A 17,506-nucleotide genomic window follows, 5' to 3' on the forward strand; every position below is an offset into this window, starting at 1 on the left:
GTTCCCTGCCTTCCATAAGCTCAACACCCCGTACTTCTACAACGTTATAAAGAATAGGAAAAACCATGACCATCACCTCTCCAGCCACACAGGACGCCGCCCTGGCCGTTGTGGCGCCTACTGTCATCACCGTGGACCGTTCAGCTGTGGTGGCCCCTGTCAGCCGCCGCATCTTCGGTTCCTTTGTGGAGCACCTGGGCCGCTGCGTCTACGACGGTATTTACGAACCCAACCACCCCACCGCAAACGAGGACGGTTTCCGCCTGGACGTCATCGAACTCGTCAAGGAGCTCGGCTCCAGCACCATCCGCTACCCCGGCGGCAACTTCGTCTCCGGCTACCGCTGGGAGGACGGCGTTGGCCCCCGGGACCAGCGGCCGGTCCGCCGCGACCTGGCCTGGCACTCCCTGGAGTCCAACCAGGTCGGCCTGGACGAATTCGCCCGCTGGTGCAAGCTCACCGGCTCTGAACTGATGATGGCCGTCAACCTGGGCACCCGCGGGATCGAGGCCGCCCTTGACCTGCTGGAGTACACGAACCACCCCTCCGGCACGGCACTCAGCGAGCAGCGCATCGCCAACGGCGCGAAAGACCCCTACAACATCCGCATGTGGTGCCTGGGCAACGAGATGGACGGACCCTGGCAGATCGGCCACATGTCCGCCGAGGACTACGGAAAGCTCGCCGCCCGCACCGCGTCCGCCATGAAGACGGCGGACAAGAACCTGGAGCTGGTGGTCTGCGGCTCGTCCGGGTCCTCCATGCCCACGTTCGGCGAGTGGGAGCGCGTGGTCCTCGAACACAGCTACAACTACGTGGACTACATCTCCTGCCACGCCTACTACCAGGAACGCAACGGCGACCTGGGCTCCTACCTGGCCTCATCGCTGGACATGCAGTACTTCATCGAGACCGTGGTGGCCACCGCGGACCACGTCAAGCACAAGCTCAAGAGCAAGAAGACCATCCAGCTCTCCTTTGACGAGTGGAACATCTGGTACCTGGACGAGCACCAGGCCTCCGACGAGGTCAACGAGGAATGGACGCACGCGCCGCGCCAGCTGGAGGATACCTACTCGGTGGCCGACGCCGTGGTGTTCGGCAACCTGCTGATGACGCTCCTGAAGAACCATGACCGGGTTGCCGCTGCATCCCTCGCCCAGCTGGTGAACGTCATTGCGCCCATCATGACAGAACCGGGCGGCGCCACCTGGCGCCAGACCACGTTCTTCCCGTTCTCCGTCACGTCACGGCTTGCCAAGGGCGAGGTGCTCCGCCCGCGGATCGAGGCCGGAACCTACACGACGGCGGTGTACGGCGAGGCCCCGCTGGTGGACTCGGTGGCAACCACCGATGCCGCTACCGGAGAATCCGCCCTCTTCCTGGTCAACCGCAGCCAGACCGAGGCGATCGATGTAACCATCAACGTGGCCGAGCTCAACGCCACTGTGATCACCGAGGCCGTGACCCTGCACGATGAGGACGTCTACGCCAAGAACACCCTGCAGGACCAGGACCGCGTGGGCCTGAAGCAGCTCGAAGGCGCCGTCCTGGACGAAGGCACGCTCACGGTGACGCTGCCGCCCGTGTCCTGGTCCGCCGTCGCGCTCGGCTGACGTGGCCCAGCCAAACAAGTCCGCCGCCAGCCGCCCTGCTGTTCGATGGACAGCGGTACGGCTGGCGGCGGTGCTGGCCGCCGCCGTCCTTGTCCTGACTGGATGCGGCGCAGCGGCGCCGGCGTCGGACGCCCGCCCGGCCGCCGAACTCAGCGGTGACTTCTTCACCCATGATCCCGCCCTCGTGAAGGGGGAGGAGGGCGAACCCTGGTTCATCTACTCCACCGGGAACGGGCAGGTGGCGGACGGCAACATCCAGATCCGGAGCTCCACCGATGGCACCGACTGGGAGTACGCGGGGGAAGTGTGGCAGCAGAAACCCGCCTGGCTCAAGGAAGCGGTGCCGGGCGTGGACAACCTCTGGGCGCCGGAACTCTACAAGCATGACGGCACCTGGTACCTCTACTACTCGGCGTCGACATTCGGGAAAAACCTGTCCGTCATCGCCCTGGCCACGAACACCACCCTGGACCCGGCAGATCCCGCGTACGAATGGGTGGACCGCGGGCAGGTGGTCTCGTCAAAGGGGGAGCGGTTCAACGCCATAGACCCCGGCATCGCGGAGGACGCGGACGGGACGCCGTGGCTGTCCTTTGGCTCCTTCTGGACCGGGCTGCAGCTCATGCAGCTCGAGTGGCCCACCGGGATGCCGGCCAACGCGGCGGAACCGCTCACCATTGCGGACCGGAAGGAGCCGCCCAACGCGATCGAGGCGCCGTACATCCTGCCGCGCGACGGCAAGTACTACCTGTTCTTCTCCCGCGACTTCTGCTGCAAGGGACTGGACAGCACTTACAACATCGCGGTGGGCAGGGCGGACAGCATCACCGGGCCGTACCTGGACGCCGACGGCAAGCCACTGCTCGACGGCGGCGGCACGCCTGTGCTGGGCGCAGCCGGCGACCGTGTGGGTCCGGGCGGCCAGTCCATCTCCGGTGGCACGCTTGCGTACCATTACTACGCCAAGGAACTGGACGGTGCCTTCCGGCTGGGGCTGCTGGACCTCGAGTGGAAGGACGGGTGGCCGTCAGTGCCGCAGGACTGAGGCTGGCCGGGCCGGCGGCCCACGTCAGCCGCCTGAGCCCACCGTGGATTCGCGGGCCACAATCCGGAACGCCGTCTCGATTTCCCGGGGCGGGGTTCCGTCCCGGTCCTTGATCCGTTCCATAAGCATCCGGATGGCGGTCTCGGCGATCTCGGTGCGGCCGGGGTCCACGGTGCTCAGCGTGGGGAGGGTATACCGGGTCTCATCGAGGTCGTCGAAGCCGATGACCGCCACATCGTCCGGCACGCGGAAGCCGGCTTCCTGCAGGACGCGCACCGCACCTTGCGCCAGGGTGTCATTGAGCCCGAAGACCGCATCGAACCCGGCGCCGCGGTCCAGAAGGTCGTGCATGGCAGCAGCGCCGTTGGACCGGTGCCAGTCCACCACGTAGGCGACTATGCCGTCGTCGTACGGAATGCCCCGCGCATCCAGCGCCTCCCGGTACCCACGCAGGCGCAGGCCGGCCGAGCCGATGACTTCCCCTTCATGGGCGCCCACCACGGCGATCCGCTTCCGGCCGATGTCCAGCAGGTGCTCGGTGGCGGCCCGGGCAGCGGTGACGTTCTGCATGGTGACATGGTCCGAGGCGCTGCCGAAGATGCGCTCGCCGAGCAGGACGATGGGCACGTCAGCCTTGATCAGGTCCGCGTCCTCCTGGCCGAGCGCCAGCGGGCTGAAAATCAGGCCGTCGGACATCTTCAGCCGCGGGCTGGACATCACCTCAAGCTCGCGGGTCCGGTCGGCGCCGGTCTGCTCGATCAGCACCACCAGCCCGCGCTTCGCGGCGGCTTCGATCACGGAGTCGGCCAGCTCGGCGAAGTACGGCAGTTTCAGCTGGGGCAGGGCCAGGGTGATGGCTCCCGTGTGGCCTGACCGGAGGCTGCGCGCGGTGAGGTTGGGCCGGTAGCCCAGCTCCTGGATGGCCAGTTCAACCTTGGCGCGCGTGGTGTCCCGGACATGGGGGTGGTTGTTGATGACGTTGGAAACCGTCTTGAAGGAAACCCCTGCCACCCGGGCAACGTCGTGAAGCGTAGCCGCCATGTGGCCCCCCTTGCGTCAGTCAAAGGCCCGCAGGCCGGTTACCCAAATTTTACAACGTTGAATTCAAAAGACGCAGTTCACGGCCTGCGGCTGGACACCGGACCGCGTCCTGCTCCAGCCGCAGCCGCCGTCGGAGCCAATACCGGGGACAGAAAAGGCAGGATTCACTTCCGGCGGCTATCAGCGCTGCAGCTCAAGTGCACGCTTCTGGCGCGCGGAGATGGACGAGACGTACCCGCAGTTGGTGCAAGTGATGTGGTATTTCCGGGACGTGGTGAACACCGGGATGAAGAACAACGTGAACTTGGTGGCCCGCTCCTCCAGGTGGTGATGGACAAAGGAACGGCAGTACTGGCAGGTCGCCGCCTTCCCCGGAAGTGCTTTTAGTACCGTTTTGAAGCCAAAGAGAAGGAACATGGCCGGCCTTTCGCTAGTCCTTATGCTTACGGACCACCCTAGGCGCTTTCCTTCATGTTTTTTATGGCTCCGGGTGCTGCTGCGCGTTCAGGGGTGCGGTGCGATACTTGGGGCAGGCAGCTTTCGGCGTTGGGGGGGGGAACTTCGGAAATATGGCTCTGGATACCGTGACTCTCCGGATCGCATTCGGCCTGATGGCGCTGGTGCTGGTTTTCCTTTTCTACTTCTCCGCCTACCGGGTGACGCGCTCGCCGTACAGCGGCTGGTGGTGCCTGGCCCTCATCTTCTTCCTCACCGGGGCTGCCTGCTTCCTCCTGGACGGGACAGTCCACCAGGTCTGGGCCAACCCGGCAGGCAATGTGCTGCTGGTGCACGGCGGGGTGGCCGTGTGGGCAGGCGCCCGTTCGCTGCGGACAGTGCATCCGCCGAAATGGGCGTTCACCGGCATCCCGCTGGTTACCCTGATTGCCTCCGTGCTGGACAACCCGGCTACCAACACCTGGTCCGGCGGCCCGGTGTTCCTTGCCGCGATGGGCATCACCATAGGGTTGGCGGCACGCGAACTATGGCGCCTGGAGCCGGGGTATTCACGCGTCCGGATTCCCATGGCCGTGTCCGCCGGTGGACTCGCCGTCTTCTACTTATTCCGCTGGCTGGCGTTTGTGCTGGAGGGCCAGGATGGACCCACCTTTACAACCGTCTTCGGCTCCGCGGTGACCACCCTGGTGACCATGGTGCTGCTGGTGGTGGTTTCCTTCAGCATGGCAGCCCTGAGCAGCGAACAGCAGACCCGGGCCTTGCGGGTGGTGGCCTCGCGCGACGACCTCACCGGGCTGCTGAACCGCAAAGCCTTCCTGGACCTGGCCGCCGAGCAGCTGGCGGACCACGACGTCGCCAAGGGCTCCGGCGCGCTGATCCTCGCCGACCTGGACCACTTCAAAGCAGTCAACGATACCCATGGCCACGCCGCCGGTGACGTCGCCCTGCAGTCCTTCGCGGGCGCCTGCACCGCAACGGTGCGCTCCACAGACCTGGTGGGGCGTTACGGCGGCGAAGAGTTCGTCCTCCTTGTCCCGGGATCCAGTCCTGAGCGGGCCGAAGATATCGCCGAAGAGATCAGCCGACGCTTAGCGTCGGCACCGCCCCTGAACGGGATGGAGATGCCCACGGTGAGCTACGGGATATCCATGTATGATTCCCGGACCCGCAACGTTGAGGAGCTCATCGCTTCGGCCGACGCCGCGCTCTACGTGGCCAAGTCACTGGGCAGGAACCGGACTGCCCGCAGCGACCGGATGATGTAACCGGGTCAGTGGCACGCCCGCAGGCCGGGCAGCGGTGCTGCGCACCGTTACCCCCGCCCCCGTGCGGGCGGCTTCCAGCACGCATTCCATGACGTCCAAAACATGGAATGCCAGTTCCCCGCCGGCGCGGGGTTCGCTGCCGGCAGGGGTGGTGGCCAGGTCAGCTATTCCAAAGCCACGCCCGGCCTCCTCGTAACCGGCCGAAACCGGAAGCACCTCCCAGTCCGCCGCGCCGAGGGCACAAAGCTCCACATCGCCGTCGAACCGGTTGGGATCCGGCACTGCCAGGGAACCCAGCTCACCGTGGATTTCGAGGTTGGGGCTCTTGGTCCGGACGGCATCGAAGCTCATCACGAGGGTGGAGATGGCACCGCCCGTGTGTGTCAGCGTGCCCGTTACGTGCGTGTTCACCTCGACCGGAACCACTTCACCCGCGCGGGGCCCAGAGTCGATTGTCCGCTCCGTTCTGGTCTGGCTGGCGGTGCCGGTCACGGAAACCACCGGCCCCAGCAGGGTCACCAGCGCGCTGACGTAGTACGGGCCAGCAGCGGCCCGCCGCCGGGCTGGTAGTAGAAGTCCGGGTTCGGGTGCCAGCGTTCGTGCCCGGGAGTGGCCATCACTGCGGTGGCGGAGACGGGCCTGCCGATCAGGCCGTCATCGATTGCCTTCCGTGCTGTCTGGATGCCGGTGCCCAGGACGGTGTCCGGAGCGCACCCGAGCAGCGCTCCGGCCGCACGTGCCGCCTCGAGCACTTCCTGCGCCTGTTCCCGGGTGGCGGCCAGTGGCTTTTCGCCGTAGACGCCCGTCCCGGCGGCGATGGCTTTAAGGGCAACCTCTGCGTGGGCGGCGGGCACGGTCAGGTTCAGGACAAGGTGGACGGCGGGATCCGCAAGGAGGGCGTCCACGCTCAGCGCCCGCACGCCGTCACAGGAGCCGGCAACGGCCTGTGCACGGGCGGTGTCCAGGTCCGCCACCGCCACAAGCCGGACCGTGCTGAGTCGGCGGAAGGTGGCCAGGTACTGCGCGCTGATGGCGCCGCAGCCCACGATGCCCACGTTCAATACCTTGGACCCGTTCAGCGGCTCGCCCACAGCATGCCCCTTTCGATGATGGTGCGGACGTTGCTGTCCTCCAGGACTTCCACGCGGTGGCCGGGGGTGGAGACGAAGATCCGGCCTTCGCCCCACTGGCGGGTCCAAATCGCCGGGGAAGTTACCTCACGGTGCCAGGGGTCCCAAGCCCGCACTTTCTGCGTGCTGGTGGCAAGGACGTCGATGTAGTCGTCGGCCAGGACCCAGTACTGCTCAGTGAACAGGTCAAAATCCCCGATGCCGCGGGTGATGGGGTGGTCCGCTGCCGCGGGAAGCATGTTCACCGTATACGGGACGTAGTTGTCCGACTGGTCGCCCCTCCGATCATCCGGATGCTTTCCTGGATGGGAGGCGAACTGGCCGCCGATCAGGTGCAGGTAATCCGACGTGTTGCGGTAGGAATCGGCAATCCCGCCATGCCATCCTGCCAGGCCCGTCCCGTTTTCGACGGCAGCGTGGAGCCCCTGGAATTCGTCCCGTTCGATGGTGGACATGGTCATGCATTGCACGATGAGGTCAACGCCCGCCATGTATTCCGCATCGGCGTAGATCTTGGGTGACTCCTCGATGCGGACGCCGTAGCCGTTGTCCTCGAGGAAGGGGATGAACACGTTCGTAGCTTCGACGGGCTGGTGCCCCTCCCACCCGCCGCGGACCACCAGCGCTGTCTTAGTGCCGTTCATGCTTATATTCCTTCATCAGTATTTTTCCGGGGGAGTGCTGGGTGTGCCGTGAGCGTGCTGCCGGCGGAACGGGTTGGCGGCACGTGTTTCAACTGCCTTTTCCTCTTCAAAAATTCGAAACGTTTCGAAAAGAGTAGTCTTGTCCTTGAACCTATTCGGGCCAGAGTTGCGCAGTCAACGATTTGAATCTCCGAAAAGTTTCGAGCTTGGTGAGGACGTGTAATGCAGGGACAACAGAGCAGGCTCACGCTGGCGTCGTTGGCCCGCGAGGCGGGCGTTTCCGCGCCGACGGTCTCCAAGGTGATCAACGGCCGTCCGGATGTTTCCGCTGAAACCCGGAAAAGGGTGCTGGCGATACTGGCCCGCACCGGCTACAAATCACCGCTGCAGCAGCGCCGTACCTTCGCGGCCAACCCCGTGGTTGAGGTGGTGCTGGACTCCCTCAATTCCGGTTACACGGCAGAGGTGCTCAACGGCATCCTGGAGTACGCGGCCGGTGCCGGCGTCGAAATATTGCTGGGCAGCACCGGTATGAAAGGCGGCCCCGCGCCCACTCCGGAACAGCGCGCGCAACGCATCGTCGACCAGGGCCGCTACGGGATGATCGTGATCACGTCGGCATTCGCAGATGCCCCGCTTGATGCCTTCCACCGCCGGGGCATCCCGGTGGTGGTTATCGATCCGCTCAACCCCCCATCGGAGCAGGTTGTGAGCGTCGGATGCACGGACTGGGCGGGAGCCAAGGACGCTACCTCCCATTTGCTGGGATTGGGGCACCGCCGGATCGCGTTCCTCGGCGGGCCGGAAACGGTGGACTGCAACCAGGCCCGGCTCCACGGCTACCTTGCCGCGCTCCGCTCCCGCGGTGTTGCAGCCCAGGACGGGTATGTCCTGGCCGGAGAGTTCCGGTCCGACGACGGCGCGCGCCGGCTGCGCTCATTGCTGCAGTTGGACCCGGGGCCCACAGCCGTCTTCGCCGCCAGCGACACCATCGCGCTGGGGGTGGTGGCCGAGGCGCTCCGGCAACAGGTCCGGATCCCGGAGGACCTCAGCGTGGTGGGTTTCGACGGCATCCGCCAGACTGAAGAGGCCGTTCCCGCCCTGACCACTGTGGCGCAGCCGCTGCGCGACATCGGGCGTGCGGCCCTGCGGATCATCCTGCGCCAGGTCAAGGGCGAGGTGCCGGATTCGCGCCGCGTTGAGCTCGCCACGACGTTGGTGGTCCGGGAATCCACGGCCCCGCCGCCGGAGCCCAGGTAGCTTGCCGTCCCTGTAGCCAAACTGTGGCTGCCCCGGCCGTCATAGGCCCCCTGGCCGCACAAAAGGCGGCTGGTAAAATAGACGGGTTGCATGGCGGCCTTCTTGCTGGTCCAACCAGCGCCGTATCGAAGTAGGGGACCAGACGAAATCATGACGGCAGGCGGGTCACACCTCGGGATTTCGGAAAGCCAGCCGGGCGCGCCGGCCAAGGCTTCCGAGCCGGCTAAAGGCCGCGCCTATCTCGCCACCATCGAAGGTTTTGTCGGCGCCCTCATGATGTTCGTCGGCTCGATCGGGACCGGCTGGATAGCCAACGGCTCGCCCATGATCCGCCAGCCCGTGGTTATCGCGCTCCGCACCGAGGGCTGGGGAGTCACTGTTTCCACCATCCTGCTCACCGTGGGTGCCATGGTTCTGATGCGGTCCTGGTTGCGGCTGGGGCAGCGACTGGCCGACTGGGGGAAATCATCGCTGCGTTCCGTGGTGATCGCCATTTCCGCCTGGTCCCTGCCGTTGCTGTTCTGCGTGCCTGTCTTCTCCCGCGACGTCTACGCCTACACCGGCCAGGGCCGGCTGGTGATGGAAGGCCAGAACCCCTACGAGGTGGGCATTTCCACCCTCAGCAACTGGTTCTCGCTGGGGGCCGATCCCGCGTGGGCGGAGAACCGCACGCCCTACGGCCCGTACTTCCTGTGGCTGGCGCGCGGGGTGGTGGGGCTGACCGGCGCCCAGCCCGACGTGTCCGTGCTGCTCTTCCGGCTCCTGGCCGGCGTCGGGGTCCTGCTCTGCGTCATCTACGTGCCCAAGCTGGCGGAGCTGCACGGCATCAACGGGGCCCGGGCGCTCTGGATCTCGGTGGCCAACCCGCTGTTCCTGATCAGCTTCATTGCCAGTGCCCATAACGACGCCCTGATGGTGGGGCTCGCCGTTGCAGGCGTCTACTTTGCAGCCACGCGCCGTTACCTGCTGGGCCTCCTCCTGGTCACGGCATCGATCGGGATCAAGCCGATCACGGTGCTGCTGCTGCCGTTCATCGGGGTCATGTGGGCTGGCCCCTCGGCTTCGTGGCCGCGCAAGTTCCTGGTCTGGGGCGCGACGGCGGGCATCAGCTTCGGCGTGCTGGCCCTCAGCGGCATCCCCTACAACCTCGGCATCGGCTGGACCTGGGCCATCATGGACCCCACTCCGGGTTACACCGGGTACTCACCGTCCGGTTTCCTGGGCCAGCAGGTGGAATTTCTGGCCAACGTCCTGGGACTCGCTGGCGGGACGTTCGCCACGCTGCTGCGGACGGGCATGAAGTGGGCCGCCATCGGGCTGGTGCTGCTGCTGATGTTCCGCGGTGACTACTCCCGGGCGGTGCGCCGGATGGCTCTGGCGTTCACCGCCGTCGTAATGCTCTCACCCATCATCCAGCCCTGGTACATCCTGTGGTTCCTGCCGTTCCTGGCCGTTACCGGGATCAGGGACGACTGGCAGATCCGCTCGCTGTACGTTGGCGTGACGTTCTTTGTGGTGTTCGGGGCGCAGGACCAGCTCTCCGTGTGGTCCTTCGTGGAACTGCCCATCGACGCCTCGTCGCTGGCATTCGTGACGGCCCTGGCATTCACGTTCTACCTTTTATTCCTCGACGTGCATACACGAACACTGCTTATCCAGGGCAAGCCCCTGGACCTGGCAAAGCGGGGCTGGAAGTGGGTGCTGGCACGGCGCGAGGCCAGGCGCGCCCAGGCGGAACAGCCCGGCCGCGAGCGACTGGGAAGCCGCTAGCGGTTAGTGCAGCCGGCCCCTGAGGCGCTGGGGCCTTTTGGCCCTGTTGCCTGGTTCCAGTCAGGTGTCTAGTGGGAGGATGTTCACGTCCGCCGCTGGATTCGTCCTGCCTTGAGCGACTACCGCAGCGTCCACATTCCCGTTGACGCGGTAAAGCTTGAAGGTGACCTGCATCTGCCCGGCCACTGGGACGCCATTGTGGTGTTCGCGCACGGCAGCGGCAGCAGCAGGCACAGCCCCCGCAACCGCTACGTTGCTTCCGTCCTCCACCAGGCGGGCCTCGGAACCCTCCTTCTGGACTTGCTGACCCCTGCTGAGGAAGCCGACCGCGGCAACGTCTTCAACATCCCGCTGCTCGCGCACCGCCTCAGCGCAGCAACCCACTGGCTGGCTGAGGCGGATGACACTGGTGCACGCCGATGTGGCTACTTCGGGGCGAGTACCGGGGCCGGTGCGGCGTTGTGGGCGGCGGCTGAGCCCGGGGCCCGCGTGGGCGCCGTCGTTTCCAGGGGCGGGCGTCCGGACCTGGCTGGCCCGCGGCTGGCAGCCGTCCAAGCCCCGACCCTCCTGATTGTCGGAAGCGCCGATCCCCAGGTCCTCGACCTCAACCGCGAAGCACTGGAACGTCTGCACGCACCCGCCTGCCTGGAGATTGTTCCGGGAGCGACGCACCTCTTCGAGGAACCCGGAACCCTCGCCCAAGCGGCGGCGCTGGCCGCGGACTGGTTTGTCCGCTACCTGATGCCAGGCACCACGGAAAAACCTGTTCCTTGAGGACCGCTGCTGCGGGCTTAGGCGTCCGCAGGCACGTGCGCTGCGTGCTTCCGCCCGAGCTCTGCCGTCCGCTTCACCGACCACCAGAGCAGCACCACCAGGAGCACGTTGCGGGTGGTAAGGATCGCTGCCATGACGGGGTGGGCGTGGATGAGCGGGGTGTAGAACAGCGGATAGATCACAAAGGTGGTGATGGCGATGCCCATCAGGAGGGCCGCCGGTACCTTCCACCGTTCCCAGTCATGGGTGAGGCCCGCGATGATCACCGGCGCCAGCCAGATGATGAACTGCGGCGAGCCCACTTTGTTGAACACGATGAAGGCGGTGACCATCATGAGGGAACCCTCGAGGAACAGTTCCTCGCGTTCGGCGCCGCGGTTCATCGCGCGGACCAGCAGGATGGCCGCTCCCACCGCAGCCAGGATGAGGAGCGGCTGCATCAGGAACGCGGCTGTGCCCGCTCCCGGGCCATAAACCTCGGTGGAGTTGATGGCCGTGTTGTCCGCCATTTTGGAACCGGCGATGTTGAAGACGCTCAGCCAGACCCACGGCGTGGAGAATGTGGCCTCCAGCTGCATGCCGCGTTCGCCCTGGTTGGTGAGGAAGTCCATGATGTGCCGCAGGCCGCCGGAAAGCCACGTTCCCAGGGCGACAACGGCCGTCACCACCACGCCGGAGAGGACCACCTGGACCCGTTTCTGGCTTGCAATCACGATGGGCGCCAGGACGGCCGCCGGCCACACCTTGATCCAGGTGGCGATGCTGAGCAGGATGCCAGCCACCACGGGCCGCTGCGCCGCATACAGCAGCGCGATCAGCACGATGGGTGCGGTAATGCCCTCTACCCTCGCAAAGCTGAGGTAGCCCATAAAGACCGTGAAGAACAGCCACCACCAGGCCGGGGCAGTGCCGCTCACCTTCCGCGGGCCGCGGGTAAGGAAGGCAAGCCCGACGGCGTTGAGGGCCGTGATGATCAGGAACCACACCAGCAGGTACAGGCCTGGCCCGGCGATGTGGGCAAGGAAGATGGGGATCTGCGCCAGTACCGGGTACACCCACGGGCTGATCTTCCCGTCGAGGTTCTCCGGGTTGTAGCCGTCCATAGCCCACTGGCGATACTGCTCGGTGTCACTGAAGGTATCGCCGTGCAGGAAGAAGGACGCCATCCAGCCCAGGAAGTACAGATGGACGACGGCGAAGCCCCACCACACGCTGGACGGGCGGGCGAACCAGTCCACCGCCTTTGCAGGAAGGACTTTGGTGCGGATGCTGACCAAACGGTCAAAGAACCTCGTGGAAATGTCAGGACTCCTTGAGCGCGGGGGTTGCCGCCGGAGCCTTCTTGCCCAGCGCGTAGAGGCGCCGGACGCTCCAGAGGAACAGGACCACCAGGAGGACGTTGCGGATGGTCAGCACCAAGGCCATCCAGGGGTTGTTGTGGCTGAGGGCATCGTAGAACAGCGGATAGATGAAGTACGTGGCCACGGCGATGACGATCAGCATGGCAGCCGGAACCCGCCACTCCCGCCAGCTGTGCGCCAGCCCGACGGCGACGGCGGGGGCGAGCCACACCATGAACTGCGGGGAACCCACTTTGTTGAAGACTACGAAAGCGGTGGCCAGGGTGAGTGCGCCGGCCAGCAGCAGTTCGGTGCGGTCTGCGCCGCCGCTGAGCTTGCCGTTGTGCAGGGCCCAGAAGGTCAGGCCGGCCACCAGCAGGGCGGCGAGGATCAGGAGGGGCTGCATCAGCACGGACATCAATGCAGTGCCGGGGCCATCCACCTGCATGGAGTTGATGTCGGTGTTCATGTACATCCGGGAATCACCGATGTTCAGGACAGACAACCAAAGCCAGGGCGTGGTGAAGGTGGCTTCGAGCTGCATGCCGCGGTCGCCCTGTTGGGTGAGGAAGTTCAGGAGCTTCGGGAGGCTCCCCACCGCAGCTGCCAGCGCAATCACGGCCGCCGAGGTAGCAATTCCGGCAAGCACCACCAGGATCCGGTTCTTGACGACCGCGAACAGGGCCAGCATGACGGCGGCCGGCCAAACCTTAACCCAGGTGCCGATGGCCAGCAGGACGGAGGCGATGAACGGCCGGCCCACGCCGTAGGCGAGGGCCACCAGGACCAATGGCGCGGTGAGGCCGTCCACGCGGGCGAAGCCGAGCCAGCCCATGAGGAAGGTGAAGACCAGCCACCACCAGGCGGCAGGAATGGCTTGGCGGTCCCGGCCGCGGTTGGTGAGTTTCAGCACGGCCCAGCCGTTGAGGACCGTGGTCATCAGGACCCAGAGGAAGAAGAACGGTCCGGGCCCCGCGATGCCGGCGATGGCCATGGGGATGAGCGCGAGGATGGGGTAGACCCAGGGGCTGGGGCCGCCGGTGAGGTTCGCGTCATCGAAGCCGGCCATGGCCCAGTCACGGTAGATGAAAGTGTCGCTCAACGCCTCGCCACGCAGGGAGAGCGAGGCGGCGAAGACAAGGAAGACGAGGTGCACCACGATGAAGCCGCCCAGCAGCCCGCGCGGGGTGTTCAGCCGGTCCCGCACCGGTGTTGGGAGGATGACGTTGCGGATCCTGGTCAGATTGCCGAAGAAAGCGTCCGTGGAAATGGCGGGATCCTTGTCAGGTTGTTGCACAGTACGTCGTTGCGCAAGTGGCTTGGGTTCTGCCGCATGGCGGGTGTCGGGGGCACCGGAGCCGCTTTAAAACGGCTTCCACCCGGGTCCAACTCTAATTCACGGGCCCTTGCGGTCAGTAATCCCAGGCAGTAGTCTCCAGCGCCCGCGCCCCTGACCTGCGGTTACTCGTGGGTAGGTTTCTAAAGTTGCTGGCGGTGCCTTGCTGGGGCACCATGAACTGGGCACTCGGATGCCCAAACGCGTTTGCAGCCTTTTGGGGAGCGCATGCGCCTGCCCGATCCCCAAATGCAACGAAACATTAAGGCTTACCCATGACCGCTCATCACTTCCCTATGACCCTGACCGTGGCCGACCGCGCAAGTATGGACAGCGAGCTCGAAGCAGCCGTCAGCGCCGCCAGGGCGCACGCGCTCGCTGAGAAGCGCCACGGCATCCTGGTGACGCGGCACGGCGTGGACAAGTTCACGGTGGCCCTGAGCGAAACGGTCCCCTTCGGCCTGACGCGCGAGCACCAGGCCTGGTAGGCCCTTTTCCCTTATGGTGGGCCTGAACTAGCTGCCGGATTCGTTTCCGTTGCCGGACACCCGTCCACTGCGCTGCTGCAGCCGGTCGATGTGCTTTGACGCTTCGGCTTTGCTGAGGTCCGCCGGCAGTTCTTCCCCTGCCTCGCGGGCCAGGGTGTCGAGGTAGCTCCGCTGGGCTGCCGTCATGGGTTCATCGCCCGTTGCCCAGTCCTCCGGGTCCCGGTTGAGGCCGGCGTCCGGTTCCGGAGTAGGGCTGCCGATTTTTTCCTGGTCACTGTTGTTGTCCATGGCCAAGAGTTTAGGCGCCGCCCCTGACATCCTGCAGTTGTTAAAGCTGCCTTTACGGCAGCCGGCTTGGCCGAAGCAGGCTGGGCACACCTGCCTGATCCGGATCCAGCGCCACGGGGCTGACAAGCACGGCGGGGCCGCGGTGCAGAATGCCGCTGGACAACGGCTGGCAGCGGATGCCGCCCCGTCCCCGCATCGCGGCGTGCGCCCCCGGTGCCAGCACCGCGTTCATCCACGCGCAGGGGTGGGCAGGGCGCCCGCCGCGGAATCGCACCACCGACCCGGCAGACTCCAGCGCGAAGTCATGGCCTACCAGCGGAGCCAGCTGCGCCCCCCGCAGTACAACGTTCCGCCGGGTGTCGAGCGGATCGAACGGGCCGGCGCCCAATTCAGCAGCCATGGCCTCGAGGGCCTCGACGGCGAACAGGGTCACCGCCGCGTCCATGTGGGCTGCCTTCCCAAAGAACCGGTCGCCCACAATGCCCTTGCCGGCCACCACTTCGGCCTGGTGGGCGTCAGCGGTGGGCACATCCGCAGCGCCATCCTTCGCCCGGCCAAAGTAGGCGTGCGCCGGCGATACCAGCAGGTGCAGGATCCCGACGTCGTACCGGTAGCTTTCCGTCATGCCCCCACCGTAAGCCGTCGCCTACGCCTCCACATAGGCCGCCAGGTGCTGTCCGGTGAGGGTGGACTGCGCCGCCACCAGGTCACCGGGCGTGCCCTCGAAAACGATCCGGCCGCCGTCGTGCCCTGCCCCCGGACCGATGTCGATGATCCAGTCAGCGTGCGCCATCACCGCCTGGTGGTGCTCGATGACGATCACCGACTTTCCCGACTCGACCAGCCGGTCCAGAAGGCCCAGCAGGTTCTCGACGTCGGCCAGGTGAAGGCCCGTGGTGGGTTCGTCAAGAATGTAGACGTCGCCCTTCTCCGCCATCTGGGCAGCAAGCTTGAGCCTCTGCCGCTCGCCGCCGGACAGTGTGGTGAGGGGCTGGCCGAGGGTGATGTAGCCCAGTCCGACGTCGGCCAGGCGTTCGAGGATCCTGTGCGCGGCCGGCGTCTTCGCTGCACCCGCGCTGAAGTAGGTCAGCGCCTCCTCCACCGACATGGCCAGGACCTCGGCGATGTTGCGTCCACCGAGGGTGTACTCGAGCACGGCAGCCTGGAAGCGGCGGCCTTCGCAGTCCTCGCACGTGGACTCAACCGTGGCCATAACGCCGAGTTCGGTGAAGATCACCCCGGCGCCGTTGCATGTTGGGCATGCGCCTTCGGAGTTGGAGCTGAACAGCGCGGGCTTAACGCCGTTGGCCTTGGCGAAGGCCTTGCGGACCGGCTCGAGGAGCCCGGTGTACGTGGCGGGATTGCTGCGCCGGGATCCCTTGATGGCGCCCTGGTCGACGGTGATGACGCCCTCCCGGCCGGCCAGTGAGCCGTGGATCAGGGAGCTTTTGCCGGACCCGGCGACGCCGGTCACCACGCACAGAAGGCCCAGCGGCACATCGACGTCCACGTTGCGCAGGTTGTGCGTTGACGCGCTACGCACCTCAAGCGCGCCGGTGGCCGCCCGGACAGAATCCCGAAGCCGGGCGCGGTCGTCGAGGTGCCGGCCGGTGACGGTGTCGCTGGAACGAAGCCCTTCGACGTCGCCCTCGTAGACAATCTCGCCGCCGCCCGAGCCGGCTGCCGGGCCGAGGTCGACCACGTGGTCGGCAATGGCGATCATTTCCGGCTTGTGCTCCACCACCAGCACTGTGTTGCCCTTGTCGCGCAGCCGCAGCAGGAGGTCGTTCATCCGCTCGATGTCGTGCGGATGGAGGCCGATGCTGGGTTCGTCGAAGACGTAGGTGACGTCCGTGAGCGAGGAGCCCAGGTGGCGGATCATCTTGGTCCGCTGCGCCTCTCCGCCTGACAGGGTGCCGGCGGGCCGGTCCAGCGAAAGATAGCCCAGGCCGATCTCGGCAAAGGAGTCCAGCAGGTCGCGGAGGCCCGCCAGCAGAGGGCGGACGGAGGGCTCATCAACCCCGCGGATCCACTCGGCCAGGTCACTGATCTGCATCGTGCACAGCTCGGCGATGTTCTTGCCGTTGATTTTCGAGGAGAGTGCCTCCGGCGTCAGCCTCGTCCCTCCGCAGTCGGGGCAGGTGGCGAACGTGACCGCGCGCTCCACGAAGCGCCGCACGTGCGGCTGCATCGCTTCCACGTCCTTGGAGAGCATCGACTTCTGGATCTTGGGAATGATGCCCTCGAAGGTGAGGTTGACGCCCTCCACCTTGATCTTGGTGGGCTCCGCATAGAGCATCGTGTCGAGCTGCTTGTTGGTGAACTTCGCGATGGGCTTGTCCATTGGCAGGCCCATCCCCTCGAAGAGCCGGCCGTACCAGCCGTCCATCGAGTAACCCGGCACCGTCAGGGCGCCCTCGCCCAGCGACTTGGAGTCGTCATACAGGGCCGTGCGGTCGATGTCGCTGATGTTGCCCATGCCCTCGCAGCGCGGGCACATGCCGCCGAGGTAGGTCACCTGGCGCACGACGTTCTTTTCGACCCGGCCGCCCTTCTCGGTGCTCATGATGCCGCTGGCTTTACGGGTGGGGACGTTGAATGAAAATGCCGTGGGCGGGCCGACGTACGGCTGGCCCAGACGGCTGAAGAGGATCCTCAGCATCGCGTTGGCGTCGGTGGCGGTGCCGACTGTGGAGCGCGGGTTGGCGCCCATGCGCTCCTGGTCCACGATGATCGCCGTTGTCAGGCCCTCGAGCCGGTCCACGTCGGGCCGGGCGAGGCTCGGCATGAACCCCTGCACGAACGCGCTGTAGGTTTCATTGATCATCCGCTGGGATTCCGCGGCGATGGTGGCGAACACCAGTGAGCTCTTACCGGAACCGGAGACGCCGGTGAACACGGTCAGCCGGCGCTTGGGCAGCTCGACGCTGATGTCCTTGAGGTTGTTCTCCCGCGCCCCCTGCACCCGGATCAGGTCATGGGTGTCGGCGACGTGCAGCTCGTTTGTTTGTGCGTCCGTGCTTGTGTCCGTACTCATCGGGTCTCCATCTGTC

At 65.9% G+C, this 17,506-nt stretch carries 15 protein-coding genes and 1 pseudogene; 7 read left to right on the plus strand and 9 right to left on the minus strand.

The window, feature by feature from the left end:
• Positions 1-65: 65 nt before the first annotated feature.
• Positions 66-1,616: an alpha-N-arabinofuranosidase gene (locus tag NXY83_RS01515; protein ID WP_258804364.1), complete on the plus strand. Its 1,551-nt coding sequence runs from the start codon at positions 66-68 to the stop codon at positions 1,614-1,616.
• Position 1,617: 1 nt separating this feature from the next.
• Positions 1,618-2,661 (plus strand): arabinan endo-1,5-alpha-L-arabinosidase, encoded by a 1,044-nt coding sequence (locus NXY83_RS01520; RefSeq protein ID WP_258804365.1) that lies wholly within the window; start codon positions 1,618-1,620, stop codon positions 2,659-2,661.
• A 24-nt stretch (positions 2,662-2,685) separates the two neighbouring features.
• On the opposite strand, the gene NXY83_RS01525 is transcribed toward NXY83_RS01520, so the two are convergent.
• Together NXY83_RS01525 and NXY83_RS01530 are read right to left on the minus strand one after the other, a co-directional pair.
• The gene (locus tag NXY83_RS01525) at positions 2,686-3,702 is read right to left on the minus strand and encodes a LacI family DNA-binding transcriptional regulator (RefSeq protein WP_258804366.1); all 1,017 of its coding nucleotides are present in this window, start codon (positions 3,700-3,702) and stop codon (positions 2,686-2,688) included.
• Between the two features lie 180 nt (positions 3,703-3,882).
• Positions 3,883-4,119 (minus strand): zinc ribbon domain-containing protein, encoded by a 237-nt coding sequence (locus tag NXY83_RS01530; protein ID WP_258804367.1) that lies wholly within the window; start codon positions 4,117-4,119, stop codon positions 3,883-3,885.
• A gap of 152 nt (positions 4,120-4,271) precedes the next feature.
• Here NXY83_RS01530 and NXY83_RS01535 point away from each other — a divergent pair, with 152 nt between their 5' ends.
• Positions 4,272-5,423, plus strand: coding sequence for a GGDEF domain-containing protein (locus NXY83_RS01535; RefSeq protein ID WP_258804368.1), 1,152 nt, complete (start codon positions 4,272-4,274; stop codon positions 5,421-5,423).
• Here the strand turns inward: NXY83_RS01535 and NXY83_RS01540 are convergent.
• Together NXY83_RS01540 and NXY83_RS01545 are read right to left on the minus strand one after the other, a co-directional pair.
• A pseudogene (locus NXY83_RS01540) lies at positions 5,379-6,514 on the minus strand (Gfo/Idh/MocA family protein). The gene NXY83_RS01535 and the pseudogene NXY83_RS01540 sit on opposite strands and share 45 nt — an antisense overlap.
• Positions 6,499-7,197: a ThuA domain-containing protein gene (locus NXY83_RS01545; protein WP_258804369.1), complete on the minus strand. Its 699-nt coding sequence runs from the start codon at positions 7,195-7,197 to the stop codon at positions 6,499-6,501. Before NXY83_RS01545 ends, NXY83_RS01540 begins: the two are co-directional and overlap by 16 nt.
• Before the next feature lie 222 nt (positions 7,198-7,419).
• Here NXY83_RS01545 and NXY83_RS01550 point away from each other — a divergent pair, with 222 nt between their 5' ends.
• The 3 genes from NXY83_RS01550 (at position 7,420) to NXY83_RS01560 (ending at position 11,001) form a co-directional block, all read left to right on the plus strand.
• Positions 7,420-8,457, plus strand: coding sequence for a LacI family DNA-binding transcriptional regulator (locus NXY83_RS01550; RefSeq protein ID WP_258804370.1), 1,038 nt, complete (start codon positions 7,420-7,422; stop codon positions 8,455-8,457).
• Between the two features lie 150 nt (positions 8,458-8,607).
• Positions 8,608-10,227, plus strand: coding sequence for a polyprenol phosphomannose-dependent alpha 1,6 mannosyltransferase MptB (gene mptB / locus NXY83_RS01555; RefSeq protein WP_258804371.1), 1,620 nt, complete (start codon positions 8,608-8,610; stop codon positions 10,225-10,227).
• A gap of 111 nt (positions 10,228-10,338) precedes the next feature.
• Positions 10,339-11,001 (plus strand): dienelactone hydrolase family protein, encoded by a 663-nt coding sequence (locus NXY83_RS01560; protein ID WP_258804372.1) that lies wholly within the window; start codon positions 10,339-10,341, stop codon positions 10,999-11,001.
• Positions 11,002-11,018: 17 nt separating this feature from the next.
• On the opposite strand, the gene NXY83_RS01565 is transcribed toward NXY83_RS01560, so the two are convergent.
• Together NXY83_RS01565 and NXY83_RS01570 are read right to left on the minus strand one after the other, a co-directional pair.
• Positions 11,019-12,278 carry a DUF2029 domain-containing protein gene (locus NXY83_RS01565; protein WP_258804373.1) on the minus strand — a complete coding sequence of 420 codons (1,260 nt, stop codon included), beginning with the start codon at positions 12,276-12,278 and terminating at the stop codon, positions 11,019-11,021.
• A gap of 25 nt (positions 12,279-12,303) precedes the next feature.
• On the minus strand, positions 12,304-13,638 hold the full coding sequence (locus tag NXY83_RS01570; protein ID WP_258804374.1) for a glycosyltransferase family 87 protein: 1,335 nt from the start codon (positions 13,636-13,638) through the stop codon (positions 12,304-12,306).
• A 314-nt stretch (positions 13,639-13,952) separates the two neighbouring features.
• Here NXY83_RS01570 and NXY83_RS01575 point away from each other — a divergent pair, with 314 nt between their 5' ends.
• A complete protein-coding gene (locus NXY83_RS01575; protein WP_258804375.1) occupies positions 13,953-14,165 on the plus strand; it encodes a hypothetical protein in 213 nt (70 codons plus the stop codon).
• A gap of 27 nt (positions 14,166-14,192) precedes the next feature.
• Here the strand turns inward: NXY83_RS01575 and NXY83_RS01580 are convergent, their stop codons facing one another.
• The 3 genes from NXY83_RS01580 to NXY83_RS01590 are packed head-to-tail and all read right to left on the minus strand — an operon-like array spanning position 14,193 to position 17,490.
• Positions 14,193-14,453, minus strand: a complete 261-nt coding sequence (locus NXY83_RS01580; protein WP_258804376.1) for a DUF3072 domain-containing protein — start codon at positions 14,451-14,453, stop codon at positions 14,193-14,195.
• Between the two features lie 52 nt (positions 14,454-14,505).
• Positions 14,506-15,078: an MOSC domain-containing protein gene (locus NXY83_RS01585; RefSeq protein WP_258804377.1), complete on the minus strand. Its 573-nt coding sequence runs from the start codon at positions 15,076-15,078 to the stop codon at positions 14,506-14,508.
• A 21-nt stretch (positions 15,079-15,099) separates the two neighbouring features.
• Positions 15,100-17,490: an excinuclease ABC subunit UvrA gene (locus tag NXY83_RS01590; protein WP_258804378.1), complete on the minus strand. Its 2,391-nt coding sequence runs from the start codon at positions 17,488-17,490 to the stop codon at positions 15,100-15,102.
• Between the last annotated feature and the right edge of the window lie 16 nt (positions 17,491-17,506).

Source organism: Pseudarthrobacter sp. NS4, from assembly GCF_024758005.1.
Taxonomy (GTDB): Bacteria; Actinomycetota; Actinomycetes; order Actinomycetales; family Micrococcaceae; genus Arthrobacter.

Coding starts and splice junctions, on each gene's coding strand:
- NXY83_RS01545 (WP_258804369.1), bottom strand. CDS start 7,197: ATGAACGGCACTAAGACAGCGCTGGTGGTCCGCGGCGGGTGGGAGGGG.
- mptB (WP_258804371.1), top strand. CDS start 8,608: ATGACGGCAGGCGGGTCACACCTCGGGATTTCGGAAAGCCAGCCGGGC.
- NXY83_RS01575 (WP_258804375.1), top strand. CDS start 13,953: ATGACCGCTCATCACTTCCCTATGACCCTGACCGTGGCCGACCGCGCA.
- NXY83_RS01590 (WP_258804378.1), bottom strand. CDS start 17,490: ATGAGTACGGACACAAGCACGGACGCACAAACAAACGAGCTGCACGTC.
- NXY83_RS01580 (WP_258804376.1), bottom strand. CDS start 14,453: ATGGACAACAACAGTGACCAGGAAAAAATCGGCAGCCCTACTCCGGAA.
- NXY83_RS01515 (WP_258804364.1), top strand. CDS start 66: ATGACCATCACCTCTCCAGCCACACAGGACGCCGCCCTGGCCGTTGTG.
- NXY83_RS01530 (WP_258804367.1), bottom strand. CDS start 4,119: ATGTTCCTTCTCTTTGGCTTCAAAACGGTACTAAAAGCACTTCCGGGG.
- NXY83_RS01550 (WP_258804370.1), top strand. CDS start 7,420: ATGCAGGGACAACAGAGCAGGCTCACGCTGGCGTCGTTGGCCCGCGAG.
- NXY83_RS01525 (WP_258804366.1), bottom strand. CDS start 3,702: ATGGCGGCTACGCTTCACGACGTTGCCCGGGTGGCAGGGGTTTCCTTC.
- NXY83_RS01535 (WP_258804368.1), top strand. CDS start 4,272: ATGGCTCTGGATACCGTGACTCTCCGGATCGCATTCGGCCTGATGGCG.
- NXY83_RS01585 (WP_258804377.1), bottom strand. CDS start 15,078: ATGACGGAAAGCTACCGGTACGACGTCGGGATCCTGCACCTGCTGGTA.